We start from the raw sequence: 18340 nt of genomic DNA, 5'->3' as shown, positions 1-18340 counted from the left end.
GGTACGGACGAGGTGTCCGTGGGGGGATCCCGTCAGAGCAGCACGCTGGCGGCGATCGGGGCGATGGTCTTGACGATGTCCCAGAAGCTGTCGGCCTCGACGCCGGGGGTGTTGCCCAGGGCGCTGCCGGTGCGGCCGGTGCGGTCGATCGGAGGGGCCAGTCTGGGGAGCTGCGGGGTGGGGGACCACACCCGGTGTTCCTCGCGGACGTCTTCCATGGTCATGGTTGCTCTTCCCTTCGTGTGTACGGGGACGGCTGGCAGGGTTCAGTAGAGGCCTCCGATGGCGGGGGGTGGGGGCGGCAGGCAGCCGGGGGTGGGGGCGCCGCCGCAGGCCCAGGGGGCCGGGTCCGCGAAGCTGGGGCCGTAGATCCCCCCGGGGCCGTCCATGATCAGTGTGGTCGGGTGCTCGGTGGGATCGGCGCCCTCCTTCAAGGTGGGGGCCACCACGCTGGTCGGCCGAGGGCCGCCGGTGAATCCGACGGGCGCCCGGACGGGGCGCGCGGCCGCGTTCCGGTCGTCGCCGACGTCGACGGTCTCCTTGTACACCTTCAGGTACGCGTCGTAGCCGACCGTGCGGTCGATCGGCGGCACCTGGGGCGGCGGCTGCTCGTACATGGTCCTCTCTCTCCTGTTCGGTGCTCCGGTGGTCGGCCGTACGAGGCGGCGTCACCGGGCGGGTGGCCGGCGACGGACCCTTCGGGGCCCGTCGCCGGCGCGGGGTGCCTCATCAGAAGATGCTGGAGGCCACGTTCGCCAGGGTGCCTGCGAGCCTGCCCCAGTCGAAGTCGGCTTCGACGCCGGGGGTATTGCCCAGGGCGCCGCCGGTGCGGCGGGTGCGGTCCACCGGCTCCGCCAGCTTCGGGAGCTGCGGCGTGGGGGTCCACGTCCGGCGCTCCTCACGGAATTCTTCGTTGGTCATTTCTGCTCATCCCTTCTCGTCGTGCTGGTTGCACTCCGTCCTCGGCGGGGCCCGTCGGGGCGGGGCGTCAGAGGGCCGCGTAGCACATGCCCCGGGCCGGGCCGGTGAGGCCGGCGCAGGCCGACCGGGCCGGTACGACGCCCGGGCTGCCGGACAGCGTTCCGGCCTCGTCCCGGCCGTCCCGGCGGACCGGTGGTGCGAGGACCGGCAGTCTCGGCGTGGGCTTGGGGAGCCCTGCGGGGGTTTTCATGATCCGTCTCCTCCTGACGGGTGGTGTGGGGGCGTGCGGTCGGCGTGGACACCGACGGTGCCGGGTGCTCAGGACTCCAGGAACTGGTGGGCCGGCGCCAGGGTGACGGGGAACTCGTCGCTGACGTCGATCGTGAACAGCATGGAGACCCGCGCGTGCCGGTCGTCCTCGGGGTCGAAGAAGGTCACCTTCACGTCCTGGCAGTCCGATCCCATGCGGCAGTACGGGCTCTTCGCTACGGAGATGGTGTCGATGCAGTACAGGGAGATCGGCTTGCCGGACTCCGTCACGGTGCTGGGGACGCTCTGGCCCAGCAGCATGGCCTTGCTGATCGGGCCGGCGATCGAGAACGCGTTCGTCCCGGCGGAGTTCAGCGCCCGGTCGGCGGAGGTCTGCCCGAGGTTGCGGAACTGGTAGTAGACCTTGTCGAGGAACGCGTCCATGGTCTTGCGGACGTAGGTCTCGTCGACCGTCAGCGAATCGTGGTGCGCCTGGTGCATGACGGCCTTCACCACGGCGTCCACCAACTGCTTCTGGTACCAGATGTAGACGCCACGGCTCTTGACCTCGACGACCGGTACGACCTGTCCGGAGAACAGCCGTACGGTCCGGTCGGTCAGCCGGCCGGGTATCGAGATCCGGGAGATGTAGCCGTCCTCGTCCTGGGTGAACTTGTGCTGGCCGAGGTACGCGTCCCGGAAGGACCGGTAGATCGTGGACACCGGGGCGGCGGGCGCGGCGAGTGCCAGCAGGGCGTCCGCGAGCTTTCTGCGGTCGTTGACGATCGCCTCCACCTCCGCCCTCGACCCGAGCTGCACGAGGGGGTTGCTGGTCCAGTCCATGCCCGCCGCGGGTTCGGCCTCCATCGCGTAGACGGGTGTGCTCTCCAGGTTCAGCGTCCAGGTGACCTTGTCGGAGGCCCACGGGTTGGCGGTCAGGTACCTGTGCAGCTGGTCGGCGTCGTAGGGATTGGCGGGCAGTTCCTTCGTCACATCGGGCTTGCCTTCGACCGGCACCTCGACGGGGTCCATCAGCTGGCGGAAGCTGTCCCGGCGGGCCTCGGTCAGGAAGTCCACGCCGACCTGGCCGATCGCGAACACCAGCGGGCGGTTGTTGGTGGAGGCACAGGAGGGCCGGACGCCGCCGCCCGAGGGTGCGCCACCCGACGGCACGGATCCCGACGGCACGGCCCCTGGCAGCCCGGCCCCCGAGGGCCCGCCGCCCTGGCACGCGCAGGGGGCCGCCGGGGCCTGGCCGGACACCGTCGCGCCGGTGGACGGCGGGGGCGCGGCCACGGTGGGCGCGGTCAGTGGCATGGGCGGCGGGACGGCGGGGGCGCCCGCGGGCTGGGCGCCCGAGGCGGTGGCGCCCGTCACCCCGGCGGCTGCGGCCGGGGGGAGGGCTTCGTACGGTGCGGTCTGCGCGGCGGGTGCGGCCTGGAAGGCCTGGACGGCCTCCGGGCCCGGTACGGCCTGCGCGGCCGGTGCGACCTGGGGGGCTTGAACGGCCTCGGCGGTGGCGACGGGAACGCTCTGGGTGTCCATGGTGCTGGCTCCCTCGTGCGAGTCGTAAGGGGAGGCCCCGAGCAGCGAGGGTGCGCCGGCCGCGGCGGCCCCGACCTCGGGGGGGAGGGTGGTGCGGCGGGTGCCGTCCGCCGTGGTCCCGGCAGTGGCCGGCCGGTCCGTCAGGTCTCCTCGGGTGATCAGCTCGTAGGCCCGGGCCGCGTCCAGGTGGCCGACCAGCCGGCGCCGGCACTCCGGTGCGTCGGCGGGTGCGCAGGGCACGGACCGCGCGCCCCGCAACAGGGCCCGGCGGGCCGCCCGCGGGTCGGGCGGGCGCCCCGCGCGTACCTGCGCGGCGACCAGCAGGGCGGCGACCCCGGCCACCAGCGGTGTGGCGAAGCTGCTGCCGGTCAGGGCGGCGCCGCCCCCGCCCGGGGCGGCGCCCTCGATGTCGCTCCCGGGGGCGAGCACGCCGTGGGTGGCGTACGCGGAGCCCCAGTTGCTGATGTCCAGCGGCTCGCCGTCGGGTCCGGCCGCGCCGACGGCGAGCACCGTCGGGACGGAGGCCGGCACCTGGGCGCAGTCGCAGCCGTCGTTGCCGACGGCCGCGACCACCAGGACCCCGTTGTCGTCGCACAGCCGCAGCGCCCGCTCCAGCATGGGGTCCGGCTGGGCGTCCGTGCCGGCTTCGCCGCCGCTGATGTTGATGATGTGCGCCCCCTCCTGCACGGCGCGTTCGACGGCCCGGGCCAGGTCGAGCTGCGGCACCCGGCCTTCGCCCGCGTCCGTGAAGACCGGCAGGACCAGTCCGCGGCAGCGCGGGGCGATCCCGGCGTACGGACCGTCGGGCCGGCCGAAGAGCAGGCTCGCGACGTGGGTGCCGTGCAGCGACATCGGGCCGTTGCCGGCCGGTTCGGCGACGAGCGTGTCCAGCCGGGTGAGGTCCGCGCCCTCGAAACAGGGGTGCGACAGGTCGACGGGACCGTCCAGGACGGCGATGCACACGGCCGGGTCGCCGAGGAGTCCGTCCTCGGGGGTGCGGACGTCGTGCAGCACCGATCTGGCTTTCATGGGGAATCGCCTTCCGGTGTCGGGCGGGGCTTCGGGTGCGCTCCGCCGGGCAGCAGGTGGTGCCAGTCAACGGGGCGGCCGTCGCACGGGTGTGCCCGGGAGCGTCACGGCCGGCGCGGGAGCGCCGTCGCGGACGCGTCGCGTCCTCGTGACGGATCCGCCGCGGCCGTTCGCCGCGTCACGGCCCGGTCGGTGCACGCGCCGTGACCGCCGGCGGTCCCGCGGACCGGGCCGGGTGCCCACGGCGGAGCGGCGGCTTCTCCAACACCCGTTCGGGGGCGGCCCATTAGGGTGTCGGCCGGTCGACTGCGGGGCGTCGCCGTCACGGTCGGCGACGACGGCCGTGACGCCCGGGCGGCGTCACCGTGACGCCGTCACAACGTCCGTGCGACGCACGCGCGACGGTGGTCCGGGGCCGGACGGACACGGCCGTGACGGGCCTCGGCCGCAACCGGGGCATGTCCGAACGGGTGCGGGCGACGGACTGTCGGGACAGAGTGGGGGTGTGTTGTGGGACGGTCCGGGCATCGAGCTGCTGCGGGGCTTCGAGGCCACCGACGCGGGACGCTGTGTCTCCCTTCCGGTGAGTGCTCAGCACCTGCTGGCGTTCCTCGCCCTGCACGACGGCGGCGTCCAGCGCGGGGCGGTCGCCGAACGGCTCTGGCCGGACTGCACCCAGCACCGCTCGGCCGCGAACCTGCGCACCGCCCTCTACCACGTGCGGCGCGGCCGGGCCATACCGGTCGAGAGCCCGGGGCAGTGGCTGCGCCTCGCCCCGGCGGTCCGGGTGGACCTGCGGTCGGCGCGCTGCTCCGCACGGCAGGTCGTGTCCGGGCTCGACCGGTTGCCGGTCAGCTGCGACGACATCGTGGACGACCTCGCCGCCGAGCTGCTGCCGGGCTGGGAGGAGGAGTGGCTGACGCTGGAGCGGGAGCGGTGGGACCAGCTGCGGCTGTACGCCCTGGAGGGTCTGGCGCACCAACTGTGCGACGCGGAGCGCTATCTGTCGGCGCTGCAGACCGCGTTGGCGGCGATCGCCATCGACCCGGTCCGTGAGACGGCCCACCGGATCGTGGTCGAGGTGCACCTCGCCGAGGGCAACCTCGCCAGCGCGCTGCGCTCGTACCAGCACTACCGCTCGTTCCTGCAGCGGGAGCTGAACGTCGCCCCCTCGCCGAAGATGACCGGACTGGTGCGGAACCTCCAGCGGATGTGACGGCCCGCCGGCGGCGCCCGACTCCACGCCGGCGAAGCGGCCCGGGCGCGGAACGCCGCGCCCGGGCCGGGCCGCTACCGCAGCCCGCGCAGCACGGAGAGCAGCCGGTCGATCTCCTCCGGGCCGTTGTACACGTGCAGGCTCACCCGCACCGAGCTCTCGCGCTCCCCGGCCCTCGCCTGGCAGTGGCCGTCGGCGCGCACCATCAGGCCGTGGCTGTCGAGGACGAAGCCCAGGTCGTTGGAGCCGATCCCGCGGTGCCGGAAGGTGACGATGCCCTCGCGCTGCTGGACCGCGGAATCGGCGGCCAGGCTCGACCGGCAGCCGAGGACCTCGTACGGGGCCAGGGTGCGCAGCCCGTCGGTGAGCCGGGCGGCCAGGGCGGTGTTCCACCGCCGGACGCGGTCCGGCCCGGCGGCGTCGAGCCAGTCCAGGGCGGCCTCCAGAGCGGCGATCCCGCAGGTGTTGGGCGTGCCGTTCCAGCCGCCGGGGGTGAAGACCGGGCCCCGGGTGTTGCGGGCCCACACCGCGCCGGTGCCGGGCAGGGCCATGGCCTTGTGTCCGGAGAAGACCACGAAGTCGACGTCCAGCGTGCCGACGTCCACCGGCAGGTGGCCGACGCTCTGCGCGGCGTCCAGGCAGATCGGCACGTGCGGGCCGACCGCGGCCCGGATGCGGTGGACGTTCATGTCGCCGCCGTACACGTGGTGCACATGGGTGGCGGCGACGAACGCCGTGCGGTCGGTGACGAGTCCGGCCAGCGCGCGGTGGTCGTAGTCGTGCGAGGCCGGGTCGTACGGCAGTTCGCGCACCGTGATGCGCACGCCCTGGCCGGCCAGCAGCCGCTGGGCCTCCAGCCACGGCAGCGCGTTCGCCTGGTGGTCGGCGAACGGCACGATGATCTCGTCGCCGTCCCGCAGGTGGTGGGGGAGCCAGTCGCGGGCCACCGTGCGCAGCCCCTCGGTCGTGCCGCTGACGAAGTGGACGCCGGAGTGCTGCTGCGGTGCCGGGTCGCCGAGGAAGCGGGCGACCCGGGTGCGGGTGCGGTCGACCAGCGCGGTGGTGGCGTTGGCCCAGGTGTAGGTGCCGCGGCCGGCGTTGGCGTTGGCGGTGGTCAGGTAGCGCTGGACGGCGTCGAGCACCGCCCGGGGCTTCTGCGAGGTGGCCGCGCTGTCCAGGTAGGCCCGGTCCGGGTTGCCGGTGACGATGGGGAACTGTGCCCGCAGGTCGCGGTGCCAGTCGTGGAGCTCGGTGAGGGTGGTCATGGCCGGCTCCGCTCAGTCCCGGACCAGTGGGGCGCCCGCGTCGCGCCAGGCGATGATGCCGCCGGTGAGGCTGCGCGCGTCCCGGTGTCCCATCCGGCCGAGCAGCGCGGCGTACCGGGCGGACTTCTCGCCGACCGGGCAGGCCAGCAGCACCGGCTGGTGGGTTCCGAACGGCAGTCCGCCGTGCAGGAGTTCGTCGAACAGCTCGTCGACGATGTTGATCGAGCCCTCGATGTGCAGGGCCGCGAAGGCGAACGGACCGCGCAGGTCGACCACGAGCGGCCGGTCCTCGGCGATCCACTTCCGGGCGGCGTCGACCTCGACGGTCCGGGCGGCGGCCAGTTCGGCCGGGGTCACGGCCTCCACCGGGTTCGGCCGGGCGGGCTGGTTGAACAGCTCGGGCCGGCGGCGGCGGACGTAGCTGAGGTAGCTCTCGACCCGGTCGCAGACGATGAAGACGGCGGTGTGCCGTTCGCCGCTCGCCCGTCGCGCCAACTCGGCGTCCACGGTGCGCAGGTGGCGCAGGGCGCCGAAGAGGGCGCCGCCGCCGGTCGGGCCGGCCGGCAGGCCGCAGCGGCGCAGCAGGGTGAGCATGCCCTCGATGGCCTGGTCGGAGGTGACCGACGCGATGGCGTCGTAGGTGGCGGGGTCGAACAGCCCGACCTCGTGCACCTCGTCGATGGTGCGGATGCCGGGGATGAAGTCGGACTTGTGGGCGACCAGTCCGAGCACCTCGACGGCCGGGTTGTGGGCGCGCAGCACGGCCGCGACGCCGGTGGACGAACCGGCGGTGCCCACGCAGGCGATGAAGTGGTCGGGGGCGCGGCCGTCGAGGTCCCGGACGATCTCCGGCCCGGTGCCGGTGAGGTGGGCGTCGAGGTTGAGCGGGCTGTAGTACTGGTCGGTGTGCAGGTAGCCGGAGTCCGCCTCGGAGAGCATCCGGTGGATGCGGGTGAGCGGGTCGTCGGTGTCGGTCGGGTCGAGGCACTCGGTGCGGCCGGGCAGTTCCTCGATCTCCGCGCCCAGCAGCAGGAGCAGGTCCTTGACCTCGGGGACCCTCATCCGGTTGGTGACGCTCTTGAAGGGCAGTCCGTGCAGGCCGGCGATCAGTGCGAGTGCCTTGGCGGTGTTGCCGCTCGACAGTTCCACGACGGTGTCGCCGCGTTCGACGGCGCCGGGCAGGGCCTCGCGGGTCATGTTCCAGGCGGCGCGGTCCTTGACGGATCCGAACGGGTTGAGCATCTCCAGCTTGGCGTACAGGTCGATGTGCGTCAGGCCGGTGACCGCCGGGTCGATCCGGACCAGCGGGGTGTTGCCGATCGCGTCGGTGATGCTGTCGTACCTCATGCCTGTCCGTCCCCCCGGTGTCCTGCGGCGGCCGTCACGTCGACGGGCCAGTACTGCTCGTCCAGGCGCCAGCGCCAGGCGCCGTCCTGCCGGTACGCGGCGACCTTGCGCGCCACGGGCTGGCGCAGTGCGCGGCCGGCGCTGAAGTCCATGAGGTAGCCCGCGGTGTTGGCGAAGGCGAGCAGGTCGCCGGGGGCGGGGAGGCCGGGCAGGAAGACCGTCCGGCGGGTGATCAGGTCGGTCTCCAGGCAGAGGTTGCCGATCAAGTGGACGCCGACCGGTTCGTCCGGCGGGTGGGGAGTGGCCGGCGCACCGGGCCGGGGGATCAGCAGAGGGTCCATCAGCACCCCGTGCTCCTCCAGGCCGACGTCCCGCGCGTTCATCTCCAGCCGCACCAGGTGCTCGCCGGCCGCCGTGTGCCGGACCTCCAGGACGCGGGCGAGGGTGGCCCCGCACTGGTCGGCCAGCGCCCGGCCGGGCTCCACCGCCAGGTCGTACAGGTTCTCCAGCAGCAGGGTGCCGAGCGGCCGTCCGAGCGTGGGCGCCGGGTAGGAGAGCAGTTCGTCCAGGTAGGCCTCGGCGGCCACCGGGCGGTGCGCCGGGTACAGTCCGAGGGTGCCGCGCAGTCTGCCGGACTCGTTGCGCAGCCCGTAGCCGTGGCCCTGCCAGGTCAGCGCGGGCCGCTTGCCCAGGACGGCACGGGTCAGTTCGGTGGTGTACCGCTCCCACTGGCCGGCGTCGGCGAGGTAGTCGACCCCGAACCCGCCGCCGATGTCGACGGTGCGGGGCCGCAGCCCCCGGCGCCGGCACTCGTTCAGCACCGTGATGCAGGTTTCCAGGGCGACGGCCTTCTCCGGTACGCCGGTGGTGTCCAGGTGGTAGGCGACGCCGGTCGTCTCCACGGCGTCCCGGTGGCGTTCGAGCGCGTCGAGCAGCTCCGTCAGCTCGCCGACGTCGGTGCCGAACCGGCTCGGCCGGGTGAGCACGGTGGTCCCCGGTGCCCGGAAGCCCGACAGCCGGGGCATGACGCGCACCGGGGGCAGGGCCTGCTTGCGCACCAGGTCGGCCAGGTCGTCGAGTTCGGCGCGGGAGTCCAGGTGGACGGTGACGCCGGTGCGGGCCGCCAGCCAGAGGTACTCGCGGTTCTTCGGCCCGGTCGCCATGATCCGCTCGGGCGGGCAGCCGGCTCCGAGCACGTGCTGGAGCTCGGCGAGCGAGGCGACGTCCAGTCCGGCCTCGGTGGCGGCGAGCCGGCGGACGAGGGCGCTGGAGCGGTTCGCCTTGTGGGCGAAGTGGATCCGGCCGGTGAGGTGGTGCTTGCGGTAGACGGCCTGGAAGCGTGCCAGGTTCTCGGCGATCTGCTCGGGCAGGAGCAGGTTGAGGGGCGATCCCAGGGCGTCGGTGAGGGTGTGGAGGAGGTCGCGTTCCTCCAGGAGGGATCGGAGCGGGGGCTCCAGCCGTGGTTCGAGATACAGCGGTAAGGGCCGCATGCGAAACCAGCTCTCCGTGAGAAGTCGGCGGAGGGGGCCGCAGCCGCCGACAGGCTGCCCCGTGTCGGCCCGCGTCCCCCGGCGGTCCGCGCGTCGGCGTGGCGCGCGCGGTCGGACGCCGCGTGCGGCTCCCACCGCGGCGGGCGTCGGCGACCGAGGGAAACGCTAACCGTTTCCCTGGGTGATCAACAGGGCGCGTGTGTCACGCGCTCGCAAAGACTGTGCCGGTACGGAAGTCGGCGCTCCGGATCGTTTCCCGGACGGGTCGCTCCGGATCGTTTCCCGGACGGGTCGCTCCGGATCGCTTTCCGGGCCGGGGTCAGCGCAGGGCGACGAGGACGGAGCTGGTGCCGTACTGCCACACCGGTCCGGCCTGCCGGAAGCCGGCCTCCCGCAGCAGTTCGCCGTGCCGGGCGGCCGACAGGCCGTTGCCGGCGCCGTCCGTCGGGGGCAGCTGCCGCTCGCGGGCCGTCAGCAGGTCGGCGAACTCGGGGACCCGCCCGGCCGCGGCCCACCACTGGGACCAGTCCTCGGCGGCGTCGGCGCCCCGGCGCCGGGCGCGGCGCCGGCCGATCGCGAGGGCGAGCTCGGCGAGCGGCCGGTCCTCGGGGATCAGGTGGTCGCCGTTGACCAGGACGCCGCCGGGCCGCAGCACGCCCGCGAGGTCGCGGTAGATCCCGAGCAGCGCGTCCGGCGGTGGGTAGTGCAGCGCGGTGGTGGACACCACGGCGTCCAGCGGGCGGTCGAGCCCGAGGTCCCCGACCCAGCCCGGGCGGCCGATCAGGGTCTCGATCCAGCGGGCGACCTCGGGGTGCCGGGCGCGGCCGAGGGCGAGCAGCAGCGGGTCGATGTCGACGGCGAGGATCTCGGCGTGCGGCAGGCGGGCGGCGACGCGCGCCGACAGCGAGCCGGGGCCGCTGCCGAGATCGGCGACGAGCGGCCGCTCGCGGTGTCCGACGGTCTGTTCCAGTACGTCGGCGATGACGGTGAAGCGCTCCTCACGCTCCACCGCGTACCGCTCCTGCTGGCGCTCCCAGCGGTCCACCCAGGTCCCGGCCAGCGCGGCGTCCACTCGCATTCCGACTCCCGCCGTGTCCGTGCGCATTCGAGACATCGCCTTCTGCCAGTGTTGTCATGTTCATATGCCCCCGCAACCGGTCCGGCACGGGGGGTCCGGCGAAACGATATCCGTTTTCATGTGCAGGTTTCCACTCGGTCCGCCCGCGCCGCCGACCCGGGGCCCGCCCGTCGTCGGCCGCGGCCCACCCACCCGCCCGGACCAGCCGCGCTGCGCGCCCGGTGCGGTCGGTACCAGGCTGGACACCGAGCCCGGTGACGGGGACCACCGACCGGTGCGATCCTCCGCCGCCGTCGAGTCGAGGAGGAGCCATGGCCGACCGGCCCGAGGACAAGGGCCGCATCGTGGTCGGGGTGGACGGCTCGGAGCCGTCCCGGCGGGCGCTGCGCTGGGCCGTGCGCCAGGCCGAGCTCACCGGCGGTGCGGTGGTGGCGGTGATCGCCTGGGAGTACCCGACGTACCACGGCGCGCGCGGCTGGTTCCCCCCGGGGATCACCGACGAGGCGGCGCTGGAGGGCCGGGCGCGGCAGGAGGCCGACCGGGCCGTCCGGCAGGCCGTGGGGGAGCGGCCGCCGGTCGAGGTGCGCACCGAGGCGCGCCACGGCACCCCGGCGGGGGCGCTGGTCGAGGCGGCCCGGGGGGCGGACCTGCTGGTGGTGGGCAGCCGCGGCCTCGGCGGCTTCACCGGGATGCTGCTGGGATCGGTGGCGCAGCACTGCACCCGGCACGCCACCGTCCCGGTCGTGGTGGTCCGCGCCGAGGACGCGTGACCGGCCGGGCGCCCGGAGGCGGGCCGGGCGCCGCGGTCAGCCGAAGAGCACGGTGGACGCCGACGGGACGGCCAGCGAGCCCGCCCGGCGGGGGACGCCCGTCGCGCCGTCCACCTCGAACCAGGTGACGTCGCCGGAATGCTCGTTCGCCGCGTACAGGCGGGTGCCCGTGGGGCCCAGCACCAGGTCCCGCGGCCAGCGGCCGCCGCAGGGCACGGAGGTGACCACCCGGGCCCGCTCGCCCGTCCCGTCGAGGGCGAGCACCACGATGGTGTCGGTGCCGCGCTCCGCCGCCCACAGGAACCGGCCGTCGGGGGAGACCACCGGGGCCGACGGGGAGACCGGGCCTTCGACACCCTCGGGGAACAGCGGGACCTCCGCGACCGGTTCGAGGGCCCCGGCCGCCGCGTCCCAGCGGCAGACCGTCACCACGGGGCGCAGCTCGCCGAGCACGTACGCGTGGCGGCCGGAGGGGTGGAAGGCCAGGTGCCGAGGACCGGTGCCGGGCGGCAGCGCGGTCTCCGAGTGCGGGGCCGGCCCTCCCGTCGCCGGGTCCAGGGCGCAGATCCGCACCGAGTCGGTGCCGAGGTCGACCGCGAGCACCCAGCGCCCCGACGGGTCGGGGAGCACCTGGTGGGCGTGCGGGGCCCGTTGGCGGTCCGGGTGCGGGCCGCTGCCCCGGTGACGCAGCACGGTGCTCGGGGGCCGCGGGGTGCCGTCGGCGGCGAGCGGCAGCACACTGACGCTGCCGGAGCCGTAGTTGGCGGTCAGCAGATGGCCCTGGACGAGGCTCAGGTGGGTGGGGTGGTCCCCGTCCACCGGGACCGGGGCGCCGAGCGGGCGGGGAACCGGACCGGCGATGTCGTAGGCGGTGACGGCGCCCGGCGCCGTCTCGGACACGGCGTAGAGCACGGGGCCGCCCGTGGCGAGCCCGAGGGCGAGGTAGGACGGGTCCACGCCGTCGACGGCCCCGGTGGCGGTCAGCGCCCCGGTGTCCGGGTCCAGCGCGGCCAGGACGATCCCGCGCCCGCCCGTCGAGGTGAACGACCCGATGAAGGCCCGCTCCGCGCCCCTGTCCACCACAGCAACCTCCGCCGTCCGCCGTCCATCGTCCGCGATCAGACGCTAGCAGCTGCCCCACCGTGCCCGGCAGGGCCGCGTGGGCAGCGGCGGGCCACGGGGGCCGCGTTCTTTTCACCGGAATGCACCGCAGCCGGCAGCGGCCGGATCGCGGACCGGCCCGATCCCCGGGAAGGTGGGAGCCGTCGGCCGCGCGGCCGGTCACCGGCCGCCGGCGGAGCGGGAGCCGCACCGGGGCGCCCCCTTCGACCGACTCCCCCCGGCACTGCGGAAGCGAGGCGGCATGCACGACCCCGACCCACCGTTCCGGCCGGTGCGCCGGCGCCAGGGCTACCTGCCGCTGGAGGACCTCGGCCTGATCGGGAACGGCGCGACCGCCGCCCTGGTCGGCCTGGACGGTGCCATCCCGTGGCTGTGCCTGCCCCGGTTCGACTCCGAACCGCTGTTCTGCGGCCTGCTGGACCACGCGCGCGGCGGGCACTTCACCCTCGCCCCGGAGGACCTCATCGAGGCCAGGCAGCGCTACGAACCGGACACCGGCGTCCTGATCACCGAACTGCGCGGCCCCACCGGCCTGGTGCGCGTCACCGACGCGCTGACCCTGCGCTCCGGCGCCGACCTCACCGACGACGTACCGGCCGACCGGGGCGAACTCGTGCGCTCCGCCGTGGTGCTGGACGGGACCGTCCGGCTGCGCGCCGAACTGGAGCCGCGCGGCGGCGCGCAGACCCGGGCCCTGTTCAGCGGACTGGAGGTGCGGCCCCACCGGCGCCCGGACCTGCGCCTGCACCTGCGCTCCAACCGTCCGCTGACCGGCCTGCACAGCACCCACGAGCTGCGGCAGGGCGAGCGCCTGGACCTCGTGCTGTCCTGGGGCCGCTTCCACCGCCACCACCGCTTCGACACCGACGCGACCCTGAAAGGCACCGCCGAGGCCTGGCGCCGCTGGATGGGGCACTTCTCGTACGACGGTCCCCGGGAGCCCCTGGTCCGGCGGGCCGCGATCACCCTGAAGCTCTGCGACGACTGGGCCAACGGCTCGCTGGTCGCGGCGCCCACCTCCTCGCTGCCCGCGCCGATCGGCGGGATCCGCAACTGGGACTACCGCTACAGCTGGATCCGCGACGCGGCGTTCGCCGTGTTCGCGCTGCGCCGGATCGGTTTCCGGGGCGAGGCCGACGCCTTCCTCGGCTGGGTCCTGGACGCCTTCGAGGCCAGCCGGGGGCCCCGGATCATGTACGACCTGCGGGGCGGCCCGGTGCCGGACGAGATCGAGGACGGCGAACTGGAGGGCTACCGGCGCTCCGCCCCGGTGCGCTGGGGCAACGGCGCGACCGACCAGCGCCAGCACGACGTGTACGGCGAGATCCTGGACTGCGCCGAGCAGTGGCTGCGCGCCGGCGGCGAGATCCAGCCCGCGCTCTGGGCCGGCCTGGCCAAGCTGGCCGACACCGCCGGGCAGGCCTGGCGGCAGCCGGACCAGGGCATCTGGGAGGTGCGCAGCGAGGGCCGGGTGTTCACCTACTCGGCGGGCCTGTGCCAGGTGGCGCTGGACCGGGCCGCGCGGATCGGCGAGCGGCTCGGCCGGCCCGCCGGGACGGACCGCTGGCGCGCCTCGGCCGAGGAGCTGCGCCGGCTCATCCTGGAGCAGTCCTGGGACGAGGACGCCGGGACCCTCAGCGCCCACCTGGACGGCGGCGGCGCCCTGGACGCGAGCCTGCTCGCGCTCCCGCTGCGCCAGGTGGTGCCGGCCGACCACCCGCGGATGGTGGCGACCGCCGCGGCCGTGGCCGAGCGCCTGTCGGCGGGCGGCGGGCTGCTCTACCGCTACCTCCACGAGGAGTCCCCGGACGGCCTGCCGGGCGACGAGGGCGCCTTCGTCCTGTGCAGCTTCTGGCTGGTCGAGAACCTGGTCGGCCAGGGCCGGATCGAGGAGGCGGAGGAGCTGTACGACTCGCTGTGCTCCCGGGCGAGTCCGCTGGGGCTGATGTCCGAGCAGATCAACCCGTCCACAGGAGAGTTCATGGGCAACTTCCCCCAGGCGTTCAGCCACATCGGGATCATCGCCGGCGGCGTGAGCCTCGGCCGGGCGAGGGCCGGAGGGCGGGGATGATCGACCGGCTCGCGATCCTCGGCGCGACCGGGGACCTCAGCGCCCGCTTCCTGCTGCCGGCGCTGGCCGCGCTGCGGGCGGCGGGACACGTCGGCGACTCGCTGCGGGTGACGGGCGCGAGCAGGGAGGACTGGGACACCGAGCGGTACCGCGGCTGGGCCGCGGCCCGGCTCGACCGGCACGCCGGCGACCTCCCGGCCGGGGCCAGGGAGGCGGTGGCGGCCGCCGTCCGCTACCGGCGGGCCGACGTCACCGACCCCGCGGACGTGGCCGCGGTCGTCGCCGGCGAGGGGCCGGTGGCCGTCTACCTCGCCCTCCCGCCGGCCCTCTTCCCCGCCGTGATCACCGCCCTGCACGCGGCGGGCCTGCCGGCCGGCAGCCGGATCGTGCTGGAGAAGCCGTTCGGCGAGGACCTGGCCGGTGCCCAGGAGCTGAACCGGCTGCTCGCCGACCTGCTGCCGGAGCGGGCGGTGTTCCGGGTCGACCACTTCCTGGCCATGACGACCGTCCAGAACGTCCTCGGCAGCCGGCTGGCCAACCGGGTGCTGGAGCCGATCTGGAACAGCACCCACATCTCCGAGGTGGACATCGTCTGGGACGAGACGCTGGCGCTGGAGGGCCGGGCCGGGTACTACGACCAGGTCGGGGCGCTCAAGGACATGATCCAGAACCACCTGCTGCAGCTGCTCTGCCTGGTGGCCATGGAGCCGCCGATCACGCTCGGCGAACGGGACCTGCGCGACCGCAAGGTGGACGTGCTGCGCTCCGTACGGCCGTTGACCGAGCACGACGTGGTGCACCGCACCCGCCGGGCCCGCTACCTGCCCGGCCGGATCGGGGAGCGCGACGTCCCCGCCTACGCCGAGGAGGAGGGCGTCGACCCGGAGCGCCGCACCGAGACCTTCGCCGAGGTGGAACTGGAGCTGACCAGCTGGCGGTGGGCCGGGACGAGGTTCCGGCTGCGCAGCGGCAAGGCCCTGGGCGAGGACCGCAAGGAGGTCGCGGTGCACTTCCGCCCGGTGCCCCACCTGCCGTTCGGCCAGGGTGAGGAGGCCCGGCCCAACGTGCTGCGCTTCGAACTGGAGCCGGAGGGGCTGACCCTGGACCTGACCGGCATCGGCGCCCACGCCCACGGGCTGGCCCCGTTCTCGATGACCGCGCGGATGGACCCGCAGGAGCTGCCCGCCTACGGCCGGCTGCTGCTGGACGTCCTGAACGGGGACCCGGCGCTGTCCATCCGCGGCGACGAGGCGGAGGAGGCCTGGCGGGTGCTCGAACCGGTGCTGACCGGCTGGGAGCGGGGCCTGGTGCCGCTGGAGGAGTACCCGGCCGGCTCGCAGGGCCCGCCACCGCAGTTCTGGGGGTAGGGGCGCCGATGGCCCCGGGCAACGAGCGCCGCGCCCCGTACGTCGTGGTCATGGGGGTGGCCGGCACCGGCAAGTCGACGGTGGGCCGGCTGCTCGCGGAGCGCCTGGAGGTGCCCTTCGCGGACGGGGACGACTTCCACCGGCCGGACTCCATCGCCCGGATGGCGGCCGGCATCCCGCTCGACGACGGGCGGCGCCGGCCCTGGCTGGAGGCCGTCGGGCGGTGGCTGCGCGAACGGGAGGCGGCGGGCACCGGCGGTGTGGTCAGCTGCTCCGCGCTGAAGCGGCGCTACCGGGACGTCCTGCGGGAGGCCGGCCCGGACGCCTTCTTCCTGCATCTGACGGGGAGCCGCGAGCTGCTGGCGGAGCGGATCGGCGGGCGCACCGGCCACTTCATGCCGGGGTCGCTGCTCGGTTCGCAGCTCGCCGCGCTCGAACCGCTCCAGCCGGACGAGCGGGGGGCGGTGCTGGACGTCGGCCCGGCCCCCGGGGTGCTCGTCGACGCCGCGCTGGACCTGTTGCCGCGTCCGGGCGGTTTCACTCACGGCTCACCCGATTGATTCCGTTGCGTTCCGGCACTTCCGTCACAGTCGTCCGGGAAATCACTCGAATATTGCTGCGAATAGCTGTTCGAGTGGCTGGTGAGATCTGAACCTCATATTTTCGGCCAAAGAATTCGAGCCCGTTCTCGGGTGCTCCGGGCGCGGCCGGGAGTCGCACCAGGGATTTTGGCGTTCCGATTACCGACGGAGCCGCTTTCCGTTCAATCGGAAGGGGTTGCGAGCGGCTGACCCGCCGTGAAGACTGTTGCGCGTTCGTCGTCCGGGCGTTCGGGACGGCAGGGATTCTGCGGCTCCCCGGCCGCGTCGGCGCGTTCCGCGCGACGGGTGCGCGGACGGATCGCAAACAGGGGGGATGGACATGCCGGGTACGGCCATTGCGCAGGTGGGGGCCGGGAGAGCGGCTGGTCGCCGGGGGACGGGATTCTGTCCGACCGTTCCGGCGGGGTAAGGGTATTCGGCCGTTCGCGGTTCACCGCGCGCCGGCCCGCCGTTCATCGTGCGGCGGGAAATTCGGGTCGCATTCGCACCGTCCGTCCCGGGCACGTCGATGCGCCCTCGGAACGGCTCCGCGAGGGCGGGTGCGGCGCTCGGCCGCGGGTGTCCCGGGGATTCCCGATGCCGGGCCGGCCGGTCGTGGGCGACGGGGCTTCCCGCGATTCCCCCCGTTCCCGCGCGTCCGGAAGCGGGCGGCGCCGACGGCCGGAAATTCCCCGCTGTGCCGCACTCCCATCCGCAATTCCCTTGCGGGCGCCCGGCGCGCCCGCACCCGAGAACCAGTCAACGGGAGCTTCCGCCATGCCCTACGCCAGTCCGGCGCCCGTACGAGAACGGGTGCCGCAGGTCCTGCGCAGCGAGCTGCAGCACCGGCTCGACACGCTCGCGCGCGCCCACCGGGTGCCCGGTGCCCAGCTGGTGCTGGACACCGGCGCGGAGACCGTCGCCCTGCACACCGGGGTGGCCGACACCGCCACCGCGGAGCCCTTCACCGAGGACACCGCCGTTCCGGTGGGATCGCTCACCAAGCCCTACACGGCCGCCCTGGTGATGCTGCTCGCCGACGACGGCGACCTCGACCTCGACGAGCCGGCCGCCGAGCACCTTCCGGAGCTCCGGCAGCTGCCTGAAGTAACGATTCGTCACCTCCTGGGCCACACCGGCGGACTGCCCACCGGGCCGGACTCCGACGCCGCCGCCCGCACCACCGCCACCCGCTACCTGTCCGCCGTGTGCACCGCCCGGGACGCGCTGTTCCGGCCCGGGACGGACTTCTCCTACTCCAACGCCGGCTACGTCGCCGCCGGGCGCCTGGTCGAGACGGTGACCGGGATGCCCTGGCAGGAGGCGGTGCGCGCCCTGCTGCTCGAACCCTTCGGCACCGGGCCGGTCTTCGTCGACACGGCCGCGCCCGGGCGACCGGTCGCCGCCGGCCACGCGCTCAACGCCGCGACCGGCCGGCCCCGGGCGGTCCGGCAGAACCTGGCCCCGCTGGAAGCCCCGGCCGGCGCCCTGCTGGCCGGCGCCGCGGACCTCGCCGCCCTCGGCGCCGCCCTGGTCGGCCGGTCCAAGACGCTGCCCCCGGACGTCGCCGAGCTGATGCGCCGCCCGCAACCCGCCGCCCGGCCGGGAGCGCTCGCGGACGGCTGGGGCGCCGGCGTGGCGCTCTACCGCCAGGACGGGCGGTTCTGGTGCGGCCACGACGGCAACGCCATGGGCACCTCCTGCCACCTGCGGGCCGACCCGGACAGCGGCGTGGTGGTCGCCTTCACCGGCAACGCCGGCGCCGCCACCGCGCTCTGGCGCGAACTCGCGGCCGAACTGGAGAAGTCGGCCGGGCTGCGGGTGCCCGCGGCGATCGAACCGGTGGACGCGCGCGGGCCCGTGCCGCTCGCCGAACCCGGGACCCTGGCCGGATGCGCGGGCGACTACCGCAACGGCTCGGTCCGCTACCGGATCGAGGCGGCCGGCGACGGAACGGCCACCCTCTCGGTCGACGGCGACCCGCCGATCCCGCTGCGCTGCTACACCGACCTCTCCTACGACCTGCTCGCCCCCGACACCGGCCGCCCCGAGCCCGGCGGACGCTTCCACCGGGACCTGGCCACCGGCCGCGTCGACCGGGTGCAGGTCTCCGGGCGCACGGCCCGCCGGGCCGCCTCCGGCTGAGCCGGTCGGTCCCGCAGCCGTAGGCCCGATCCACGCACCGCCGCACCACCGTTCCGCCGTTCCGCCGTGTTCCCGTTCCCCTGTTCCTCCGGGCCCGAGGGCGGGCTACCGCCTGCCCCGGTGCCCTCGTCGTCGCCCCCATCG

The 18340-nt window shown here is 74.7% G+C and carries 16 protein-coding genes; 6 read left to right on the top strand and 10 right to left on the bottom strand.

The window, feature by feature from the left end; translation table 11 throughout:
* Positions 1–32: 32 nt before the first annotated feature.
* The 5 genes from ACZ6EM_RS03445 to ACZ6EM_RS03425 form a co-directional block, all read right to left on the bottom strand.
* Positions 33–224 (bottom strand): hypothetical protein, encoded by a 192-nt coding sequence (locus tag ACZ6EM_RS03445; RefSeq protein WP_452180629.1) that lies wholly within the window; start codon positions 222–224, stop codon positions 33–35.
* 42 nt (positions 225–266) lie between these two features.
* On the bottom strand, positions 267–617 hold the full coding sequence (locus ACZ6EM_RS03440; RefSeq protein WP_452180630.1) for a hypothetical protein: 351 nt from the start codon (positions 615–617) through the stop codon (positions 267–269).
* Between the two features lie 112 nt (positions 618–729).
* Entirely contained in the window at positions 730–921 is a 192-nt protein-coding gene (locus ACZ6EM_RS03435; protein WP_452191532.1) for a hypothetical protein, read from the bottom strand.
* 67 nt (positions 922–988) lie between these two features.
* The gene (locus ACZ6EM_RS03430; protein ID WP_452181070.1) at positions 989–1171 is read right to left on the bottom strand and encodes a hypothetical protein; all 183 of its coding nucleotides are present in this window, start codon (positions 1169–1171) and stop codon (positions 989–991) included.
* 68 nt (positions 1172–1239) lie between these two features.
* Complete coding sequence (locus ACZ6EM_RS03425; RefSeq protein ID WP_465771517.1) at positions 1240–3744, bottom strand: cyanobactin maturation protease PatG family protein; 2505 nt, start codon at positions 3742–3744, stop codon at positions 1240–1242.
* A 505-nt stretch (positions 3745–4249) separates the two neighbouring features.
* Between ACZ6EM_RS03425 and ACZ6EM_RS03420 the strand changes: the two genes are divergently transcribed.
* Positions 4250–4960 (top strand): AfsR/SARP family transcriptional regulator, encoded by a 711-nt coding sequence (locus tag ACZ6EM_RS03420; protein WP_359915540.1) that lies wholly within the window; start codon positions 4250–4252, stop codon positions 4958–4960.
* Positions 4961–5034: 74 nt separating this feature from the next.
* Here the strand turns inward: ACZ6EM_RS03420 and ACZ6EM_RS03415 are convergent, their stop codons facing one another.
* The 4 genes from ACZ6EM_RS03415 to ACZ6EM_RS03400 all read right to left on the bottom strand — a co-directional run bounded on the left by ACZ6EM_RS03415 (position 5035) and on the right by ACZ6EM_RS03400 (position 10140).
* Positions 5035–6225, bottom strand: coding sequence for an aminotransferase class V-fold PLP-dependent enzyme (locus tag ACZ6EM_RS03415; RefSeq protein WP_401049456.1), 1191 nt, complete (start codon positions 6223–6225; stop codon positions 5035–5037).
* A gap of 12 nt (positions 6226–6237) precedes the next feature.
* Positions 6238–7572, bottom strand: coding sequence for a pyridoxal-phosphate dependent enzyme (locus ACZ6EM_RS03410; protein WP_401049455.1), 1335 nt, complete (start codon positions 7570–7572; stop codon positions 6238–6240).
* Entirely contained in the window at positions 7569–9062 is a 1494-nt protein-coding gene (locus tag ACZ6EM_RS03405; RefSeq protein ID WP_465771516.1) for a Y4yA family PLP-dependent enzyme, read from the bottom strand. Before ACZ6EM_RS03405 ends, ACZ6EM_RS03410 begins: the two co-directional genes overlap by 4 nt.
* 319 nt (positions 9063–9381) lie before the next feature.
* Positions 9382–10140 carry a class I SAM-dependent methyltransferase gene (locus tag ACZ6EM_RS03400; protein ID WP_452177557.1) on the bottom strand — a complete coding sequence of 253 codons (759 nt, stop codon included), beginning with the start codon at positions 10138–10140 and terminating at the stop codon, positions 9382–9384.
* 311 nt (positions 10141–10451) lie between these two features.
* Here ACZ6EM_RS03400 and ACZ6EM_RS03395 point away from each other — a divergent pair, with 311 nt between their 5' ends.
* Positions 10452–10910, top strand: a complete 459-nt coding sequence (locus ACZ6EM_RS03395) for a universal stress protein (protein WP_465771515.1) — start codon at positions 10452–10454, stop codon at positions 10908–10910.
* A 36-nt stretch (positions 10911–10946) separates the two neighbouring features.
* Here ACZ6EM_RS03395 and ACZ6EM_RS03390 read toward each other — a convergent pair whose 3' ends face one another.
* On the bottom strand, positions 10947–11993 hold the full coding sequence (locus ACZ6EM_RS03390; protein ID WP_452177559.1) for a lactonase family protein: 1047 nt from the start codon (positions 11991–11993) through the stop codon (positions 10947–10949).
* A 280-nt stretch (positions 11994–12273) separates the two neighbouring features.
* Between ACZ6EM_RS03390 and ACZ6EM_RS03385 the strand changes: the two genes are divergently transcribed.
* The 4 genes from ACZ6EM_RS03385 (at position 12274) to ACZ6EM_RS03370 (ending at position 18196) form a co-directional block, all read left to right on the top strand.
* Positions 12274–14103: a glycoside hydrolase family 15 protein gene (locus ACZ6EM_RS03385; protein ID WP_465771514.1), complete on the top strand. Its 1830-nt coding sequence runs from the start codon at positions 12274–12276 to the stop codon at positions 14101–14103.
* Entirely contained in the window at positions 14100–15470 is a 1371-nt protein-coding gene (locus ACZ6EM_RS03380; RefSeq protein ID WP_452177561.1) for a glucose-6-phosphate dehydrogenase, read from the top strand. The genes ACZ6EM_RS03385 and ACZ6EM_RS03380 overlap by 4 nt, the downstream gene beginning before the upstream one ends.
* An 8-nt stretch (positions 15471–15478) precedes the next feature.
* Entirely contained in the window at positions 15479–16030 is a 552-nt protein-coding gene (locus ACZ6EM_RS03375) for a gluconokinase (RefSeq protein WP_465771513.1), read from the top strand.
* A 798-nt stretch (positions 16031–16828) separates the two neighbouring features.
* Positions 16829–18196 (top strand): serine hydrolase domain-containing protein, encoded by a 1368-nt coding sequence (locus tag ACZ6EM_RS03370; RefSeq protein WP_452177563.1) that lies wholly within the window; start codon positions 16829–16831, stop codon positions 18194–18196.
* Positions 18197–18340: the final 144 nt, after the last annotated feature.

It is taken from the genome of Kitasatospora sp. NPDC041917 (assembly GCF_055589745.1).
Note: the sequence above shows the minus strand (reverse complement) of the source record. Positions and strands in the feature narration are given on the sequence as shown.